The organism is Fodinibius salipaludis (assembly GCF_002287075.1).
GTDB classification, from domain to species: Bacteria; Bacteroidota; Rhodothermia; order Balneolales; family Balneolaceae; genus Fodinibius; species Fodinibius salipaludis.
Window position 1 is genome coordinate 76,983 of the sequence record NZ_NSKE01000010.1, and the last position, 18,581, is coordinate 95,563.

General features: G+C 42.5%; 13 protein-coding genes and 6 tRNA genes. 15 read left to right on the forward strand and 4 right to left on the reverse strand.

The features are described from left to right. Nucleotides 1-51: 51 nt before the first annotated feature. Nucleotides 52-708, reverse strand: a complete 657-nt coding sequence (gene cmk, locus CK503_RS13290) for a (d)CMP kinase (RefSeq protein WP_095607320.1) — start codon at nt 706-708, stop codon at nt 52-54. 150 nt (nt 709-858) lie between these two features. Between cmk and rpsT the strand changes: the two genes are divergently transcribed. From rpsT to CK503_RS13305, 3 genes are all read left to right on the forward strand, one after another. Beyond that, entirely contained in the window at nt 859-1,110 is a 252-nt protein-coding gene (gene rpsT / locus CK503_RS13295) for a 30S ribosomal protein S20 (protein WP_095607321.1), read from the forward strand. A 13-nt stretch (nt 1,111-1,123) separates the two neighbouring features. Further along, complete coding sequence (gpmI, locus tag CK503_RS13300) at nt 1,124-2,644, forward strand: 2,3-bisphosphoglycerate-independent phosphoglycerate mutase (RefSeq protein ID WP_095607322.1); 1,521 nt, start codon at nt 1,124-1,126, stop codon at nt 2,642-2,644. Between the two features lie 358 nt (nt 2,645-3,002). Next, nucleotides 3,003-5,627 carry an ATP-dependent Clp protease ATP-binding subunit gene (locus CK503_RS13305; protein ID WP_095607378.1) on the forward strand — a complete coding sequence of 875 codons (2,625 nt, stop codon included), beginning with the start codon at nt 3,003-3,005 and terminating at the stop codon, nt 5,625-5,627. 93 nt (nt 5,628-5,720) lie between these two features. Here the strand turns inward: CK503_RS13305 and CK503_RS13310 are convergent, their stop codons facing one another. Further along, complete coding sequence (locus CK503_RS13310; RefSeq protein ID WP_095607323.1) at nt 5,721-6,842, reverse strand: hypothetical protein; 1,122 nt, start codon at nt 6,840-6,842, stop codon at nt 5,721-5,723. Nucleotides 6,843-6,979: 137 nt separating this feature from the next. Here CK503_RS13310 and CK503_RS13315 point away from each other — a divergent pair, with 137 nt between their 5' ends. From CK503_RS13315 to CK503_RS13355, 9 genes are all read left to right on the forward strand, one after another. Then, entirely contained in the window at nt 6,980-7,939 is a 960-nt protein-coding gene (locus tag CK503_RS13315; protein WP_095607324.1) for a glycosyltransferase family 2 protein, read from the forward strand. A gap of 63 nt (nt 7,940-8,002) precedes the next feature. Then, a tRNA-Pro gene (locus CK503_RS13320) sits at nt 8,003-8,076 on the forward strand. A gap of 153 nt (nt 8,077-8,229) precedes the next feature. After that, nucleotides 8,230-8,303, forward strand: a tRNA-Arg gene (locus CK503_RS13325). 15 nt (nt 8,304-8,318) lie between these two features. Next, nucleotides 8,319-8,389: transfer RNA gene (locus CK503_RS13330), tRNA-Cys, on the forward strand. A gap of 31 nt (nt 8,390-8,420) precedes the next feature. Next, nucleotides 8,421-8,493 (forward strand) — tRNA-Glu (locus CK503_RS13335). Between the two features lie 73 nt (nt 8,494-8,566). Further along, a tRNA-His gene (locus CK503_RS13340) sits at nt 8,567-8,640 on the forward strand. A 116-nt stretch (nt 8,641-8,756) separates the two neighbouring features. Next, nucleotides 8,757-8,832, forward strand: a tRNA-Glu gene (locus CK503_RS13345). 119 nt (nt 8,833-8,951) lie between these two features. Further along, on the forward strand, nt 8,952-10,223 hold the full coding sequence (locus CK503_RS13350; protein ID WP_095607325.1) for an MgtC/SapB family protein: 1,272 nt from the start codon (nt 8,952-8,954) through the stop codon (nt 10,221-10,223). Nucleotides 10,224-10,722: 499 nt separating this feature from the next. After that, the gene (locus tag CK503_RS13355) at nt 10,723-11,607 is read left to right on the forward strand and encodes a universal stress protein (protein ID WP_095607326.1); all 885 of its coding nucleotides are present in this window, start codon (nt 10,723-10,725) and stop codon (nt 11,605-11,607) included. 20 nt (nt 11,608-11,627) lie between these two features. On the opposite strand, the gene CK503_RS13360 is transcribed toward CK503_RS13355, so the two are convergent. Both CK503_RS13360 and CK503_RS13365 read right to left on the reverse strand, forming a co-directional pair. Further along, entirely contained in the window at nt 11,628-12,449 is an 822-nt protein-coding gene (locus tag CK503_RS13360; RefSeq protein ID WP_095607327.1) for a class I SAM-dependent methyltransferase, read from the reverse strand. A gap of 65 nt (nt 12,450-12,514) precedes the next feature. Further along, nucleotides 12,515-13,474, reverse strand: coding sequence for a glycosyltransferase family 2 protein (locus tag CK503_RS13365; RefSeq protein ID WP_217988419.1), 960 nt, complete (start codon nt 13,472-13,474; stop codon nt 12,515-12,517). An 88-nt stretch (nt 13,475-13,562) separates the two neighbouring features. Between CK503_RS13365 and CK503_RS13370 the strand changes: the two genes are divergently transcribed. The 3 genes from CK503_RS13370 to CK503_RS13380 all read left to right on the forward strand — a co-directional run bounded on the left by CK503_RS13370 (nt 13,563) and on the right by CK503_RS13380 (nt 18,317). Continuing rightward, nucleotides 13,563-13,886, forward strand: coding sequence for a MerR family transcriptional regulator (locus tag CK503_RS13370; RefSeq protein ID WP_095607328.1), 324 nt, complete (start codon nt 13,563-13,565; stop codon nt 13,884-13,886). A 54-nt stretch (nt 13,887-13,940) separates the two neighbouring features. Continuing rightward, nucleotides 13,941-14,822 (forward strand): MBL fold metallo-hydrolase, encoded by an 882-nt coding sequence (locus tag CK503_RS13375; protein ID WP_095607329.1) that lies wholly within the window; start codon nt 13,941-13,943, stop codon nt 14,820-14,822. Nucleotides 14,823-14,960: 138 nt separating this feature from the next. Further along, entirely contained in the window at nt 14,961-18,317 is a 3,357-nt protein-coding gene (locus tag CK503_RS13380; RefSeq protein ID WP_095607330.1) for a coiled-coil domain-containing protein, read from the forward strand. The last annotated feature ends 264 nt before the right edge of the window (nt 18,318-18,581 follow it).

Sequence of the window (18,581 nt, forward strand, 5' to 3'; positions counted from 1 at the left end):
TTCCATTTTTACGGAATGGGATTAGATTAAGGTTATGATTAAAAATCTTATTCAGTTTTTTAGTACTTCTCTTATCTTCGAACAAATTTTATCAACTTGTTGTTCGAATGTTAAGTTCGTTGTATCAATTTCAATAGCTTCATCCGCTTTCTTTAGCGGATCAGCCTGACGTTTAGAATCTTTTAAATCTCGCTCAGCAATATTTTGTTTCACTTCTTTTAACGTTAATTCGGGATTTTGGTCCTTTCGCTCTTTGAACCGACGTTTTGCCCGCTCTTCCAAATCCGCAGACATAAAAAACTTCAGCTCTGCATCAGGAAAAACCGCCGTACCCAAATCGCGTCCTTCTGCAACATAAATACCATCCAAAACGACGTCACGCATTAAATTATTCACAAAAGACCGAACGCGAGGTAATGCTGCAACCTCACTCACGGCACCAGTAACTTCAGCAGTTCGTATTTCATCCGTAACCGACTGCCCGTCCACCGCTACGTGAAATTTCTGGTCTTCGTAGTAAAACGAGATCTTTTTCTGATTCAATAAACGAAAGAACGTATCCTCATCCCGATTCGCTTCCAAATAAATCAAGGTAGCCGTTCTATATAATGCTCCGGAATCGAGATATTCGATATCCAATCTGTCGGCTATTGCCCGGGCGGTTGAACTTTTGCCCGAACCAGCCGGACCATCAATTACTATGATCATAAACGAAAGTCTCCTAACTTACCTTTATTTTACTAATTTTTCAATGATTTCTTGTTTAACACTTCCAGAAATTTTAACTTTGACGTCTTTCTGAATTGGCGCAGAAAATACAAATTAATTTCCAGAACTGATAAGAAACTCTTAGAAATCATGCCACAACATCAATCAGCGAAAAAACGAGTACGACAAAACGAAAAGCGTCGTGTCCGAAATCAATCCAAGCGTTCTAAAATGAAGACCTTAATTAATAACGCGCTTGAAACTACTGACAAGGAAGAAGCAGAAAAAGCATTTAAAAAAGCCAGCTCATGTCTTGATAAGATGGCTGCCAAAGATTTGATTCACAAAAATTTTGCAGCACGAAAAAAATCTAAGATAGCTGATCACGTTAACAGTTTATAAAACGTAAAGTATATTGGCTGACCCCTATTCTAAAGCACTTCTTGTAATTTTAGACGGCTTCGGGTTAGCCGATAATCCCGAAGTAAGCGCAATCGACAAAGCGCATAAGCCGTTTATTGATTCCCTGTTTGCTAACAATTCCCATTCTAAGCTATCGGCCAGTGGAAAAGATGTTGGCCTGCCCGACGGACAGTTTGGGAATTCTGAAGTTGGACACCTTAATATTGGTGCTGGGCGAATTGTGCCTCAGGAATTAACCCGGGTCAATACATCTATTAAGGATGGCAGCCTTTTTGAAAATAACGTCCTAACAACGGCCTTTGAGAAAGCAAAGAAAAATGGCCGCGTTCATATTATGGGCCTTTTTTCTGATGGCGGGGTACACAGTCATAATGAGCATCTCTTTGCCTTACTGAAATTTGCCCAGTCTGCAGGTATTGATAATACCTATGTGCATGCTTTTACAGACGGACGAGATACCTCCCCGCATGGCGGTATTGACTACGTAAAAGAATTTCAGCAGCAGGCCAACTCTACAGGATCCGGAGAAATTGCCTCTATTATTGGCAGGTATTACGCGATGGACCGGGATAACCGGTGGGAACGAACACAGCTTGCCTACGACCTTTTGGTACGCGGCAAAGGTGAAGAGTTTGATACTCCTGTTGAAGCACTTGAAGCATCGTATGATGCTGAGGTGACTGACGAGTTTGTCAAACCAAAGCTTATAAATTCATCTCCCGATTCTCGCATCCAGAAGGACGATGTTATCATCTTTTACAACATCCGGGGCGACCGGGCACGCCAAATCACACGAGCACTAACAGAGGATAACTTCGATAAATGTGATGTCGAAGAGAACCTGAATCTCCATTATGTCACGTTTACTTCCTATGATGATACGTTCGAGCATGTAGAAGTAGCTTATCCCCCGTTGGATCTGCACAATACCATCGGTGAGGTTGTCAGCAATCACAACCTACAACAACTACGCATTGCTGAAACAGAAAAATATCCGCACGTAACTTACTTTTTCAATGGTGGGGATGAAGAACCTTTCAAAGGAGAAGAACGAATTTTAATACCGAGTCCCAAAGTTGCTACCTACGACCTGCAACCCGAAATGAGTGCCGTCGAAGTAACGGATGCTTTGTGTGCTCAGTTAATCACCGAAAAGCATCACCTGGGGATCCTAAATTATGCCAATCCCGATATGGTGGGACATACCGGTGATATGGACGCAACCATCAAGGCCGTTGAAACAATAGATCAGCAACTTAAAAAAGTGGTTAAAACCGCAACCGAACATAATTATAAAATTCTTGTTATTGCCGATCACGGTAATGCCGATTATCTAATTAATGAGGATGGAAGTCCCCATACGGCTCATACTTCGGCCCCGGTTCCCGCACTTATTCTTAACGAGCCAGATATTAATATGAAAGATGGTATTCTGGCTGATGTCGCTCCTACCCTTCTAAAACTTATAGGAATTGAACAGCCCAAAGAAATGACCGGCACCCCACTTTTCTAATTTTTAAATAATTAGAAATCAAGTTCCCTTCTTCATATTTTATGAACAAGCGATTGAGGTAAATACTTTTAATAAACCTTTGCGCTAACGAATTTCATAAGTGGGATGCCACAATATCTTCAGTTATATTAACAATGGCTACCTCTGCTACCTGTATGGCTTTCAAGAAGCTATAAAAAAAGTTTTGGGATATTTAATCTCATGGCTTTTTATAAAATTTTAAATTGTCTGATAGCTGATTTTGTTTGCTTTTGCACTATGCCAGTACTACTTTCGTAAAAGAATATGAACTAAATATTCTGGTCACTCGTTAAAACGAATGACAAATAACTTAAAACAATTTGAAGGTTCGATTTTTATGGAGGGCAATTTCTCTAGCAAAGTTCGAGATGTAATACAGTTTAGCCGCGAAGAAGCACTTCGTCTCGGCCACGATTATATTGGAACGGAACATTTAATTCTGGGTATCGTTCGCCTTGGCGAAGGAGTAGCGGTTAAAATTTTGAAAAATCTGAATTGTGATCTTTTCAAACTAAAAAAGACTGTTGAAGATACCGTTCGTGGTACCGGCGGCTCTGTAAAAGTGGGTAATATCCCCCTAACTAAACAAGCCGAAAAAGTACTGCGCATTACCTATCTGGAAGCTAAATTATATAAAAGTGATACCATCGGAACAGAACATCTTTTGTTGTCACTTTTGCGTGATGATGAGAATATTGCTGCCCAAATCCTTCAGCAGTTTAATGTATCATACGATGCAGTGCGCGAAGAGTTAGATCTAATTATCTCAGGAAAATCCTCTGATGAAGATCGCAAAGATTCCGGTTCTGTATCAGCAAGTTTATCATCCTCAAAAGGAGGAGGCGGTTCTAAATCCTCCGGAAGCTCAAGAGAAAAGAAAATGGAAAAATCTAAAACACCTGTACTCGATAATTTTGGTCGTGATTTAACGCAGCTGGCCGAAGACGATAAGCTCGACCCTATTATCGGTCGAGAAAAGGAAATTGAACGCGTTGCTCAAGTCTTAAGTCGCCGTAAGAAAAACAATCCGGTTCTTATCGGTGAACCCGGCGTGGGTAAAACTGCTATTGCCGAAGGATTGGCTACGCGTATTAATGAACGCAAGGTATCGCGCGTGCTTTATGACAAGCGGGTTGTTGCATTAGACCTTGCCGCTTTAGTTGCCGGCACAAAATATCGCGGCCAATTTGAAGAACGTATCAAAGCCGTAATGGGTGAGCTTGAGAAAACACAGAACGTTATTCTATTTATTGATGAGCTCCACACTATTGTGGGAGCTGGTGGGGCAAGCGGCTCACTCGATGCTTCAAATATGTTAAAACCCGCTCTTGCACGCGGTGAAGTTCAGGCGATAGGAGCAACCACGCTTAATGAATATCGCCAGCATATCGAAAAAGACGGCGCTCTTGAACGCCGCTTCCAAAAGATCATGGTCGATCCTACTACTCCGGAAGAGACCACTGAAATTCTATCTCAAATTAAGGATAAGTACGAAGAGCATCACAGTGTTCATTATTCTGAAGAAGCGATTGAAGCCTGTGTAAAACTTACCGACCGGTATGTGACGGATCACTTTTTGCCCGACAAAGCTATTGACGCCCTTGACGAAGCCGGGGCCCGCGTGCACTTGTCTAATATTCACGTGCCACAGCATATCATTGACTTGGAAGAAGAAATTGAGAAAACCAGCAATGAGAAAAACGGTATGGTCAAAAAGCAGCGCTTTGAAGAAGCTGCCCGTCTGCGCGATAAAGAAAAGCGTCTCACTGAAGAACTCGAGCAGGCCCAAAAGGAATGGGAAAAAGAATCTGAAGAAATAGTCTACGATGTAGAAGAAGAAGACGTAGCCCACGTTGTTGGGATGATGAGCGGCGTACCTGTAAGCAAGATTAACCAGAGCGAAAGCAAGAAGCTGGTTAAGATGAAAGAAGAACTTTCAAAGCAGGTAATTGGTCAAAACGAAGCGATTGTTAAACTTACGAAAGCCATCAAACGTACCCGTGCCGGACTTAAAGACCCTAATCGTCCAATCGGTTCATTTATCTTTCTTGGTCCGACCGGTGTGGGTAAAACCGAAATGGCCAAAGTTCTGTCTCAGTATCTCTTTGATAAAGAAGATGCACTCATTCGTATCGATATGAGTGAGTACATGGAAAAATTCTCGGTCTCCCGACTGGTTGGTGCACCTCCGGGATATGTAGGATATGAAGAAGGGGGACAACTTACAGAGAAAGTACGTCGAAAACCTTATAGCGTGATTCTCTTGGATGAGATTGAAAAAGCCCACCCCGACGTCTTTAATATTCTGCTCCAGGTGCTTGATGACGGAATTCTTACGGACAGCCTGGGACGCAAAGTTGATTTCAGAAATACCATCATTATTATGACCTCTAATATCGGGGCGCGGGATATTCGTAGTCTCGGTGAAGGTATCGGATTCTCAGACGGAGCCAAGAGCTTCGACTACGAGAAGATGAAATCGACCATTCAGGATGCTCTTAAAAAGGTATTTAACCCTGAATTCCTGAACCGGATCGATGATGTTATCACGTTCCGTGCACTTGAAAAAGAAGATATCTTTAAGATTATCGATATCCTCTCTGATGATCTCTTCAAGCGTATCCATGATCTCGGTTACGAAGTTGAAGTCACCAAAGGAGCCAAAGACTTCTTAAGTGATAAAGGATTTGACCAGAAATACGGGGCTCGACCGCTCAAGCGTGCTATCCAGAAATATGTTGAGGAGCCGCTGGCTGAAGAGCTGCTGGAAGCTGAACATGAGGAAGGAGCACAAATCAAGATTAAGATGAACAAGTCTCGTGACGGGCTCCTCTTCGACTGGTCAGATACCGACGAAACAACCGATGTAGAAACCAGTGACGATGAAATAAAAGCTGCAAATGATAATGACTCTGACGACGATTCTGAAGACGAGAAATCAACGTCAGAGGCTAAGGCCTAACGCAGATTTCTATTAAAATTAAGAAAGCCTGACAGGTTTATAATCTGTCAGGCTTTCTTATGTATTGAATGTTTCCCCTATCCAAACAAGGTGCTAAAAATTCGCTCTTATGAGGACATTTTTATTTGCCCCTTCAAGCATGTAGCTATTGCCGGAATTACGAACTAACCGAAGTTCGATTGCTTTATTCAATCCCAGTACTCTGGAAAACTGTTTGCTTGCCATTGACCGTTGTTGCAGATTAATAGCTCGAAACTCAACATTATTAACCACCTCCGAACGTTCAGAGTAATTACCCGTCAATGCTAAAATTAAATCATCTTCGGGAAAATAATCAGCTGTTATTATAGGAGAACGAACACTGGTTGCCCCCAGACTCTCACCACTTAACGTATTATGAACCATCACCCGTCCCCCGGAATAGATCGTAATATTCTCTAAATTGTTGGTAAACCTAACACCTTTAAGATCTTCTTCCGCTGATATCGTATTCAATTCATTGCCATATTTATCCATGATCAACACTCGGTCATCAGTACCTTGCTTGGCTGTTATAGCAGCAATCAGTGTTCCATATTTGGATACTGTCACATTTTTCAAATATCGATCACTGCTAAAAAAGATATCCTCAAATTCTTTTACACCTGTACGGACCTGTGCTTTCGATCCCAGTTCACCATTCCGTTTTATTTTGGGATTGTAAATGACAATCGTATTTCCGGTTACGCTTCTGGCTACTTCTGAAATCGCCTCTCCCTGTTTACTTTGGCTGCTGCTCGACATGCTCGTAACGATTTCTCCGAAAGAATCATAAAAAGTAAAGTTGGCAATCTTATCCCGCAGCAAGGTGTTTCCATTCTTAAAGGGATACAATCCAAAAGAAGCCTCATCTGCTAACGAAACTGTTGAAAAGGCGTTTAATTTCTCACCCCTGGTATTGTAAAGTGTTATCTCCCCCTCTTCTTGACCATCCCAAGTTAGGGTACTAATCATCGTTTTATCCGGCGATACTCCCACAACATCATAAGGCTGCTCCGTATTAGTATCCAAAAACCGAACAGATTGAGAACCAAAAGTAATCTTGCTGTCACCGAATGTAAAAGTGGTTCTGTTGTTATCAGCTGTTTGCTCTGCAACCGATACGTTTAATGATTGTCCCAATGCCACTGATGGAAGTAAAAGGACAATAACGATCTTTAAAATCTTAGTTACCATAAGAGAGAGAGAGATTTCACAAGTTTAAATTAATGGCTAAAGAACGGGATTATTTAACAGAGTTTCATCTGTATTCATCCAAAATTCTGTAATATTATTTGTAGATTTGGCCTATTTAAAATTTTTAAAATCGAGCTATGTTTTTCTCTGTCATCATCCCTGTTTATAACCGTCCGAAGGAGGTAGATGAACTGTTGCATTCACTAACGCAACAGACGTATAAAAATTTTGAAACGCTGATCATTGAAGATGGTTCCGAAGATCGCTGTGATGATATCGTTGAGCAGTACCGCGATCAGCTTGACATCCGCTACCATTACAAAGAAAACTCCGGACAGGGATTTAGCCGCAACTTCGGCTTTGAACGCGCCAAAGGAGATTACTTTATCGTCTTCGATTCGGACTGCCTGATCCCCTCCCATTATTTTGAAACAGTTAAAAACCATCTTAAAACGCACGCTTTAGATGCTTATGGTGGACCGGACAGAGAACACCAAAGCTTTTCGCCCGTACAAAAGGCAATTAGCTACACCATGACTTCTCCCCTTACCACCGGGGGCATCAGGGGAAATAAAAAACATGCCGGCACTTTTCATCCGCGCAGTTTTAATATGGGAATTTCTCGTGAAGTCTATGAAGAGACCGGAGGATATCGCATTACTCGTATGGGCGAAGATATTGAATTCAGCACCCGCATCATTAAAAACGGATTTAAAACGGGACTCATCCCTGATGCATTTGTATATCATAAGCGGCGGACCAGCTTAAAGAAGTTTTTTAATCAGCTGCATTTTTTCGGTCGAGCGCGCATCAATATCAATCGTTTCCATCCGGGCGAAATCAAATTTATTCATACCCTTCCCTCCTTGTTTACGATCGGATTACTATTCTTCCTTACCCTCCCATTTTGGAATCTCAGCCTCTTTAAAATACTGTTGATTCCTTTCATTTTATTTATTTCGCTCATCTTTGCTCATTCATCCACTAAATATTCCAGTTTATACATAGGGTCGCTAAGTGTATGTGCCACATTTATACAGCTTACAGGTTATGGAATAGGCTTTTTGAGTGAGTTTTGGGAAGAGCAGAAAGAATAAAAATTCATTGAATTTGAAATTGATTTGAGAAGTAAAGTCCCTTATATTTGACATCTTTCTGAACGGGGAGTAGCGCAGTCCGGTAGCGCATTCGCTTTGGGAGCGAAGGGTCGCAGGTTCAAATCCTGTCTCCCCGACAAAAAACGTCATAATTTATCACTATGACTGTAGGAAGGGTCGTCCCGAGCAATCGGGATCTCCCCGACTATTAGCAATTTCCAAATTGCATAATCAAGTGTAAAAACTTGAATGTTTGACGTATTGATGTTGTAATTTGGCTTTGAGTTAGCGCGCCCGTAGCTCAACTGGATAGAGCAACTCCCTTCTAAGGAGTAGGTTACAGGTTCGAGTCCTGTCGGGCGTACAAGAAAACCTTTAAGGCGACGTGGCCGAGTGGTCAGGCAGAGGTCTGCAAAACCTCCTACGGCGGTTCGATTCCGCCCGTCGCCTCTGAAGTTCTTAATTACTGAAATTATTCTATGCCGCGTTCGTCTAGGGGTTTAGGACGCCGCCCTTTCACGGCGGTAGCACGGGTTCGAATCCCGTACGCGGTACTCTCGTTCTTTTTCTTTATTATTATTGATTGGCAGTAATAGACTGCCAAATACCATGTTACTGAATTAAACGGAGCTCGTAGCTCAGCTGGTTAGAGCGCCAGGTTGTGGCCCTGGAGGCCGTGGGTTCAAATCCCATCGGGCTCCCATTTTTTTGGCATTTCAGGTTGTTTAAAATCATACAAAAACGTATCCTTGATGCCTTATTATTTAGCTTTGCTGAATGCTTATTCGGCAAGGCTTTTTTACTGATCATCTATTATGCCGCGTTCGTCTAGGGGTTTAGGACGCCGCCCTTTCACGGCGGTAGCACGGGTTCGAATCCCGTACGCGGTACCAGCTAAAGCCTCTGCAGGCTAAATACTTGCAGAGGCTTTTTTATTTGAGTGCAACTAAGTATAGGTTTCGGAAGTCCTTCTACAATCATACCTTAACTGTATAAATAATTTTATCTGTCTATGGACTTGGACTTCACCGTAATTTGGAACTTATTTGCTGCCCTCGGTATTGGCTTGCTCATCGGTATCGAGCGCGGATGGAGCGGACGCCTTGAAGATGAAGGTGATCGCGTGGCAGGAATCCGCACATTTAGCCTGGTGGGACTCTTTGGGGGCGTATGGACGGAAGTTAGCAGATTCGTCAATGAATGGATGCTTGCAGTTTCCTTTCTCGCGTTAGCAGCCCTCGTAATTACGTCGTATGTTGTTGAAGCAAAAGTAAACGAAGAGAAAGATCTGGGTATCACCACGGAAGTTGCCCTCCTACTTACCTTCACGCTAAGCTCTTGGGCTGCATTCGGATATCATATTTATGCCCTTGGTACTACGGTAGTTGTCATTGCTCTTTTAAGCCTAAAACCAACATTACATAACTGGCTGCATAAAGTTGAAGTCAAAGAGATCTATGCCGGCATAAAGCTTTTAATCATAACCGTTATACTGCTACCGCTGTTGCCTAACAAAGGGTATGGTCCCTGGGAAGCTATCAATCCCCATTGGATTTGGTGGATGGTGGTTCTCATTTCCGGACTCTCTTTTACCGGATATATCCTCATCAAGTATCTGGGCGAAGACAAGGGAACCATGTTAACAGCTATTACAGGCGGCCTGGCTTCTTCTACAGCCGTCACGCTAAGCCTTGCTCAATTTGCCAAACAACAAAAAAAGTTCGCCAGTGGAATATTTATTGCAGGTGTATTGGTAGCTTCTTCTATTATGTTTGTACGAGTAGGTATAGAAGTTGCAGTCGTGAATATCTCATTACTTTATCCCCTGTGGATTCCCCTCTCTATTATGCTGATACTTACGTTAGGCAGTGGATTCTGGCTTTGGCGAAAACATTTACAGTTGGAAGATGATCAACCACCCATCGAACTAAAAAACCCGCTTCAATTTTTTACAGCTTTACAGTTTGGTCTACTATTGGGAGTAATTCTACTGTTGGCAACAGCCATGGAAAAATGGTATGGCGACCAAGGGATTTACCTGCTGTCCCTCTTCTCTGGATTGATGGATGTAGATGCCATAACGCTTTCTCTTTCGCGTATGGCCAAAGAGGGCACCGATCCAACAGTAGCAACACTCGGAATTTTAATTGCGGTCATCACTAATACTCTTGTTAAAGCCGGTTTATTTATTTTCTGGGCCGGATACAATAAGAGTAAACAACTGATCTGGTTTATTATCATTATTTCTGCTATCGGAGCAATAAGCTTGCTTCCCTTTTTATAAATTTTATTATCGCATAAGATATTCTCCCGTTTGATCCCTAATACCAACTCAGACAGATGGGATTAAAGACCATTCTTTCCTTCGGTGATTCAGACGAAATATAATCGCATACACAACTCTGAATGACAATAATCACTAATCCTCTACTCACCTGTTGAACTTATCCTAACTACTTCTTTCCTATTCACAATGATATTTATTTAGTTCCTGCAGGGGCATAGCATGAGGACTCGTTTAAAAAATCCCTCTCTATAATCATCTAATAATAAAATAGGCCGTTTGTATAGATTTTTATCCTATAATGATAAACCTTTCGATAATGTAGCTATAAGGTTTTACCTTGCAGGGGTTACTTTCGTAAGTTATCTATTTGGATACTAAACTGTTTGCTAAGAAGTAGTTACGTAAATTCCCTACAAGCCTGTAAGACTAAGCACTACATTAATAAATACTTTTTGATCTTATATATTTGATAAACAGTTTAATAAAAATTACTGCCATGGCCTTTTCAATCAACCATATCTTCTTCCCTACGGATTTTTCCAAAAATGCTGAACGAGCATTGCCTTTTGCTGCTGAAATTGCACATAAAACAGATGCCAAACTCACTCTTTTCCATGCCACCCAAGAAACTATGGATATGGCCCCTGATTTTGAAAAGACTCGAGATCAGGTTATTGATGATAGCTCCGGTCACTTTGATGAGCTCTTAAATAACTTAGATGGTGATCGGTACAGTGATTTAGAAATTTCAACAGTCATACAGGACGGACAAACCGTAACGGCCTTACTCAATCAAGTCAATGAACGTTCCATCGACCTTATTGTAATGGGTACTAAAGGCGTGACGGGTGACCGAAATGTTATTTTAGGAAGTGTTGCCTCCAGCGTTATCCAAAAGTCGCCCGTACCTGTACTGGCAATTCCAACGGGCAGTAGCCTTGATAATTTTAATAATATCATCTTTACCAGCGATTATAAAGAAGGAGATTTAGCAGCACTCTCCCACTCCACCGATATTGCAAGGCTCTTTCATTCTTCTGTTGATGTCCTGCATGTCAGTGATCAAAAAAATATGGAATCAGAAATTAAATTCCGTGGGTTCCGGGATCTTGTAAAGGAACATATCGACTATGATAATATCTCTTTCCATCATAAGTATGAGCTGGATTTCTTCCCTACAGTTAGTGATTTTTTAGCAGAACGTCTGGACTCATTATTAGTGATGGTGCGATATAAAAAGTCATTCTGGGAAAAGCTGACAAATCGCAATCTGTCCAAAGAGATGTCTTTTTATTCTAAAGTGCCTCTGCTGGTAATGATTGGTGATAAAAGTTCAACTACCGAAACCATACTGGAAGGCTCCGAAAAACAACGTATTTAAAATTACACTTTTCCAATTTACTATTTTCTGGCCAGTGCATAAATACCTGCACCGCGTTCATTATCATCACGGATATCCAGCGCCATCAATAACAAACTTACGGGTAATACCGGAATGTAATAAACGGCCATTATTGGTAGTGCCCAGAGCTTGATTTTGTTAAGCCAAAGCATGGGATATTTGATAATGAGCTCCCATGCCAGATGCCCCTTGGTACCATAGGTATATGCCACATCTACCACCGCAAAACCGGAGTTTTCCAACTTTTTACGTATATCTTTTTTTGAATATCCCGGGCGTGCATGCTCGTCCACGAAACTTTCATCCCCGTCGGCGTCTTCTTCGGAATAGATAGAGGGAGAATGCATCAAAAAATATCCGTTGTCCTGTAGGGATTGACAAATATTCTGCATCACCTTTTCATCCTCCTCGATATGTTCCAGCACATCAATACAGATCACAAAATCAAAGGTATCCTCATAATTGATTTCAAGCAGATCTTTCTGATTAAACGTAATGCGACCTGCCTCGATTTCGGGCTCAAAATGGGCCTGGGAATCCTCCAGGTAATCCTTTTTAACATCAACCGCTTGTACATTGACGTTATCAAATTCCTGCAGAATGAATCGATCGTACTGGCCAAATCCGGAGCCTGCATCCAGCAGCTTCCACTCCCCTTCAGCGTCGATATCTGAACCATATTCACGCAATATTTTACGGATATACCAGCTCCGCAAAAAGAACAGATCCAATATCTTATAGAAGAGGGTCCGCAGAAAACGAAAGCGGCGAATAATCTTTGCAAACCGGTCCTTTACCGGATCGTAGGCAATACGACTCATTAAAAAAGCTTGTTTAACGATTACTAAAATTCTGTTTTATACATACTTATGCCATCAAATATTGGCTACACCGTCTCTCTGATATTCGGTTTCTCTTGCTTTTCGTTCCGCTTTTGGATGAGTTCTCCCAAAAAACCAATAGAAAAAATCTGTACCCCCAACACCATCAGCATTACCCCCAACAGCAACAGCGGACGATCACCGATAGGCTCTCCAAAAAATATTTTATCAATTGAGAGATAGGCATTAATAGCTCCGCCTAAAATCAGGGAAAGGAAACCCAGCGTACCAAAAAAGTGCATGGGACGCTGCAGGTATCGATTGACAAAAAGCAGAGTCAACAAATCCAAAAATCCATGCATAAAACGAGAGATGCCAAACTTGGTCTCCCCATATTTTCGGGGATGATGCTTCACTACTTTTTCTCCTATGCGATCGTAGCCCTCAAGTTTCGCCAAAAATGGAATATAGCGATGCAATTCCCCATAGAGATAAATATTCTCAATAACATCGGACCGATACACTTTTAGTCCACAGTTAAAATCGTTGAGGTTAATGCCGGTCACCAACGATGTCACTTTGTTAAAAAAGCGCGAGGGTACCGTCTTGGAAATAGGATCATGACGCTCTTTTTTCCATCCGCTTACCAGATGCAAGTTCTCTTCTTTAAGCTGTTGCAGCATTAAAGGAATCTCATTGGGGTCGTCCTGCAGGTCGGCATCCATCGTTGCAATATAGTCTCCCGCGGCTTTTTCAAAACCGGCCTGCAATGCCGAGCTCTTCCCGTAATTACGCTGCAGACGGACCCCTGAAACATGATTACTCCCTTCCGTTACCTTCTTAATCTCCCGCCAGGATTGATCGGTCGATCCATCATCCACAAAAATAAGTTCATAATGGTAATGCTTGTTGGATAATGCCTCATCCACTTTTTGGGCCAGCTCGCCAATCGACTCATCCTCGTTAAGCAGGGGAACTACGACGCTTAATGCTATGTCCGATCTGTTTAAATCTTTTTCAGGCAATGTTTTTTAAATATTTTGTGCCAAAGAGTTAGAAATAATGCACCAGATAATGTATAATTAGCAATAAAGATACGCTTTTAGTCCTCTTATGAAAAAACTTTATTACTCTATAGGCGAAGTAAGCGATATTACCGACGTTGAGGCGCATGTGCTGCGCTATTGGGAAACCGTATTTGACGAATTAAATCCCAAAAAAAATAAAGCCGGTAACCGCGTCTACAAAGAAAATGATATTGAGACAATATTAAAACTGAAGGAGCTGATTCAGGAGAAAAAATACAGCACTGAGGGGGCTCAACAAGTGCTTAAAAAAGATGATGAGGATGATGAATCCAAAGAAATTCCGGTTAGCGTTAAAAAGGATCTGAAAGAAATCCGCCTTTTCCTCAACGAACTTCTTGAAAAACTTTAGCCTGCTGCAATTTTGCATCTGTTGCTAATCCGATAACTATCCAATCACACATCAATGAAGAAATCTCATACATCCATTGGCCCGTTTAATTTGTACAGTATTGAAGCCGGACGTTTTCGCCTCGACGGCGGAGCAATGTTTGGAGTAGTCCCAAAAACGTTGTGGTCGAGATATATTGATGTTGATGATAAAAATCGTATCCACATGGCGATGCGATGCCTGCTTATTGAATCCAAAAATACTGACAAAGTTTATTTGGTGGATAACGGATCGGGCACCAAATTTGATGAAAAATTTGAGCAGATCTATCAGCTGGATTATGAGCACTCCGATTTGCTGAGTTCACTCGAGCAATACGGATTTAGTCCCGAAGATATTACGGATGTCATCTTCTCCCATCTCCATTTTGATCACTGCGGCGGTACCACCTACTACGATGACAATGGAGACCTGCAGCACACCTTTCCCAACGCAACCTACCATGTAACGAAAAAACAGCTGGAAACCGCCACCGATCCCAATGCTCGCGAGAAGGCCAGTTTCTTGCCGGAGAACATCAATCCCATAAAAGATTGGGATAAGCTGAATTTGGTAGAGTCACATCACCAGTACGAAGAGGGACTAAATGCTCTACCTGTTAACGGACATACGAAAGGGCAACAACTTCCAAGGATTACCGGCGAACAGAAGACGGTCCTTTTTGCCGCTGATTTAATCCCCACCCACGTACACCTGCCCCTGCCCTGGATCATGGGCTACGATATGTATCCCGTAACTACCCTTGACGAAAAACAGTGTTATTTAGATCGGGCTGTTGAAGAAAATTGGCACCTTTTTTTAGAGCACGATGCAGATCAGGAAGTGGTGACTGTTAAAAAAGAAGGTGGAAAGTTTGCCGTCGACGAGAAGTTAACACTTAATGATATTAGCGGCTAAGCCTATCCTCTCTGCTCCCCATGGCTATCGCACTATATAAACACTAACAAATGTAGTATTGGAGTATCCAATATTTTCGTTTATTTAAACGTATTATTATATAACTGATTCCATTCCGCTGCGACTTAGCCTACAGTGATGAGCAAAGAACAATCCACAGATAAATTAGTCCGCCCGTTTGTTGATATTATTCGGCAACGGCATCAGTCCCTTTCAAGGAACTTTTATATAGCTCTTACATCTTTTTTTGCAGCTATTCTACTTGTGGGCTTTACGATTATCGGGATTTTTGAGGCCGGATACTATCTTGAATCCACCATAAAAATTTCGACTCTTTCAGTACTGCTGGTAACGGCTGTAACCGTCACCCTATACTTTTACAAAAGGCGTAAGTTACCTTCCTTTAAAGATATGTATTATCAGTTTGGTCGGGAAGAAAAGCTCCCTGAGCTTACTGACGCCCTGGATTTATACTATAATAATCAGGACGATAACGCCCTTCATAAAGCAGCAATCGAGCAAAACCTTTCAAAACTTAATTCCGAAAGGGTACAGGAAAAACTCCGGCAGTACGCTCAAAATCATCCCCTCCACCGATTTTTTAAGCAGGGGGTTATTAGTGCTGTAGGCGGATTTCTTATTCTCTCCCTGTTCACCTTTTTTTATCCTACGGCCATTGAACGGTTGGCTAATCCACAGACGACCTTTACTCCTCCCAATCCCTATAATTTTGTTATAGATCCCGGTTCCCTAACACTGGAACACGGAAATTCTTTTTCACCCACTATTCGTTTTCAGGATAACGTGCCGGAGGATATTATGCTGGCTTTCAAAACGGATATTGAGGATAACTACCGGCGGCGAAGTCCGGAAGCGCTTGAACAAAACAGAGCTACTTTTGCTCCTATCTCGTTAACAACCGACGGCCGTTACTATGTTATCATGGATGGATTTGAGAGCAAAAAGTATGATATCGATGTACAACTTCGTCCCCGCTTTGAACAGCTAACACTGCATATTATCCCCCCCGCCTACACACAACTCGATTCTACCTCCTACAGCTATCCTTTTTCCAAGATTCAGGCCTATGAAGGTTCTACCATAGAAATCGAAGGACTTGCCAATAAGAAGCTATCCGAACTGCTGTATATCAGCTCCAATCTAAACGATACGCTTTCCGCCAGCAGAGACTCTACCCGGGAAAATCTATTTACGATCAAAACCAAGGTTGGGGCTGTCGATACTATTTCCTTTAGGATGAGAGACAGTGCCGGCCTGACCAACGAAAATAATTTCAGATTTATCGTTGATCCCCGAAAAGATCAGTCCCCCTATGTAGATTTAATTGCCCCATCCGAAAACCTCCGGATGAAAAGTGCCAAGCCCCTTTCTTTAGAATACGAAGCCAGTGACGATTTCGGATTGACGGAAGCTAAGCTCCACTATGAATTGCAGCGTGCTTTTACCCCCGAACCGGAAAAGGGTACCCTGGAACTGCCCCCACCTACTATCAACGAGGAGCAATCGTACCAGTGGGATCTTCCCAATTTGAATCCCAAAGCCCGCGACCAAATTACGTATTGGATTGAGGTCTATGACAATGACCGGTACAACGGACGAAAAAAAGGTCGTTCCCAAAAAATGACGGTGACCTTTCCATCCACTACAGAGTATATGGAAGAGCTGGACTCCAAAGAGCGAGAGGTAACCGAATCGCTGGAAGATGTATCCCAGTCCTTTGAGCAAATGGAAAAGCAATATGAACAGTTTAAGCAACAGCTTCAGCAAAATCCCGAAACGGACTGGGAACAAAAGCAGAAGCTCGAAGAGGTCGAAAAAGAACGGCAGGAAATTGATAAAAAGGTCGATGACCTGAATCAAAAGTTTGAGGAGATCAGAAATGAAATTGAACAAAATCAGGCCATGTCACCGGAGACATTAGAGGCCTATGATGAGCTCCAAAAACTTATGAAGGAAATTAATGATCCGGAGCTCGAAAAAGCGTTGGAAGAGCTTCGCAATTCGCTCGGTGAAATGAATCCCGATGAAATGCGCAAAGCACTTGAAAACTATGAATTCAACGAAGAGCAGTATCGCCAGCGCATTGATCGTACGCTCGACCTGTTCAAATCCCTAAAATTAAACAGTGATTTGGAAAAAGCTGCTCAGTCACTGGAAGAATTAGCCAAGCAGGAAAAAGAAATCAGTGAAGAACGTGAAGTATCCGATGAAGAGGTACAACAACAGCAGTCAATACAGGAGGATTTATCAGACCTGCAGGAACAATTGGACAACATCGACGATAATGCGCCCGATAATGCCAAGCCTCAAGTTGAGAAGCTACAGCAAAAAAGCAGTAAGCAACTGGATAAGATTGAAAAGGAGCTGCAGGAAAACATCAATAAGCTTAAGGAGCAGTCATCTCCTGAAAAAGATATTGATATTAAAAAACAGCAGCAGAACATTCAGCAACAACTGCAACAGCAGGCTCAGCAGATGCGCAGTGCCAAGCAGCAGCTCAACCAACAACGGCGTCAGGTTAACAGAGCCGCTCTCGAATACGTTTTACATTCGCTTATCAATCTTTCTAAAAACCAGGAAGAGTTGACCAAGGAGACGGAACCTATCCCGACGCAATCCAGTGCTTTTGTCGAGAAGGCCCGACAGGAACGGAATATATCCAACCAGTTTACGATACTTTCGGATTCTCTTTTTAAGGTGTCATCCGAGATTCCCAGTTTTTCAAACCAGATCAACAAAAAGAAGACCGAAGTTGAACAATCTTTATCGCGCGCCGTTGAGCTGTTAGCGGAGCGTGACGGCTCTAACGCCACTTATGCGCAGCGACAGTCACTGGGAGGTATCAACGAGTTGACGACCATGATTACTTCGCTCCTGGATCAACTCAATAACCAACAAGGGGGCGGCTCGGGCGGAGCTATGAGTATGCAACAGCTTATGGAACAGATGAAGAAAATGTCGGGCGAACAGCAGCAGATCAACAAGCAGATACAGGAAATGATAAATGATATGCAGGGGAATCGCCTGTCGCAGGACCAAATGGAGCGGCTTAACCAGCTGTCGAAACAGCAAAATAAAATTCGCAAGCAGCTTCGGGAGTTACAGCGGCGTGGACAGCTCGAATCGGGCGACCGCGTACTAAGTGAACTGGAACGGATGTCGGAGCAGATGGAGGATGCAATTAATGACTTGCGCGGCGGACAGCTGGATAAACAGCTGATGCAGCGACAGCAGAATATTCTATCGCGAATGCTCAACGCCGAAAAGGCCGTGCAAGAACGGGGCAAAGAGGAGCGACGCGAAGCTACCACCGCGGAGGAACGGGAACAACGTGCATCTCCCGATGTTACGCTTGAAGAACTTCAGAAGCAGGTCCGCGATATGATCAATAACCCCGATTATACGTCCTTTTCGGATGATTACCAGCGTCTAATCGAGCACTATTTTGAGCTCCTAAAGAAATATGAGAATTAGACAGCTTATCCCTCATTCACGAAAAATCGGTCATCTCGAATGTAAGTGAGAGATCCTTGTTTCCAATTATTCAAAAACTCAGTCTCACTTTGCAACTTTGTTACTTTGTCACTCTGACCCTCTGCAACTCAAAAACCTCCTCACCTAATTACTTCTTTACCATTCACTTCCGTCTGACATTAGCCATATCTAAACAAACCAGGCACAGCCTTGCAGAAATGCCTCCAAATTACGATCTCCCCCCCTGCTACGAGAGAGTTGCAC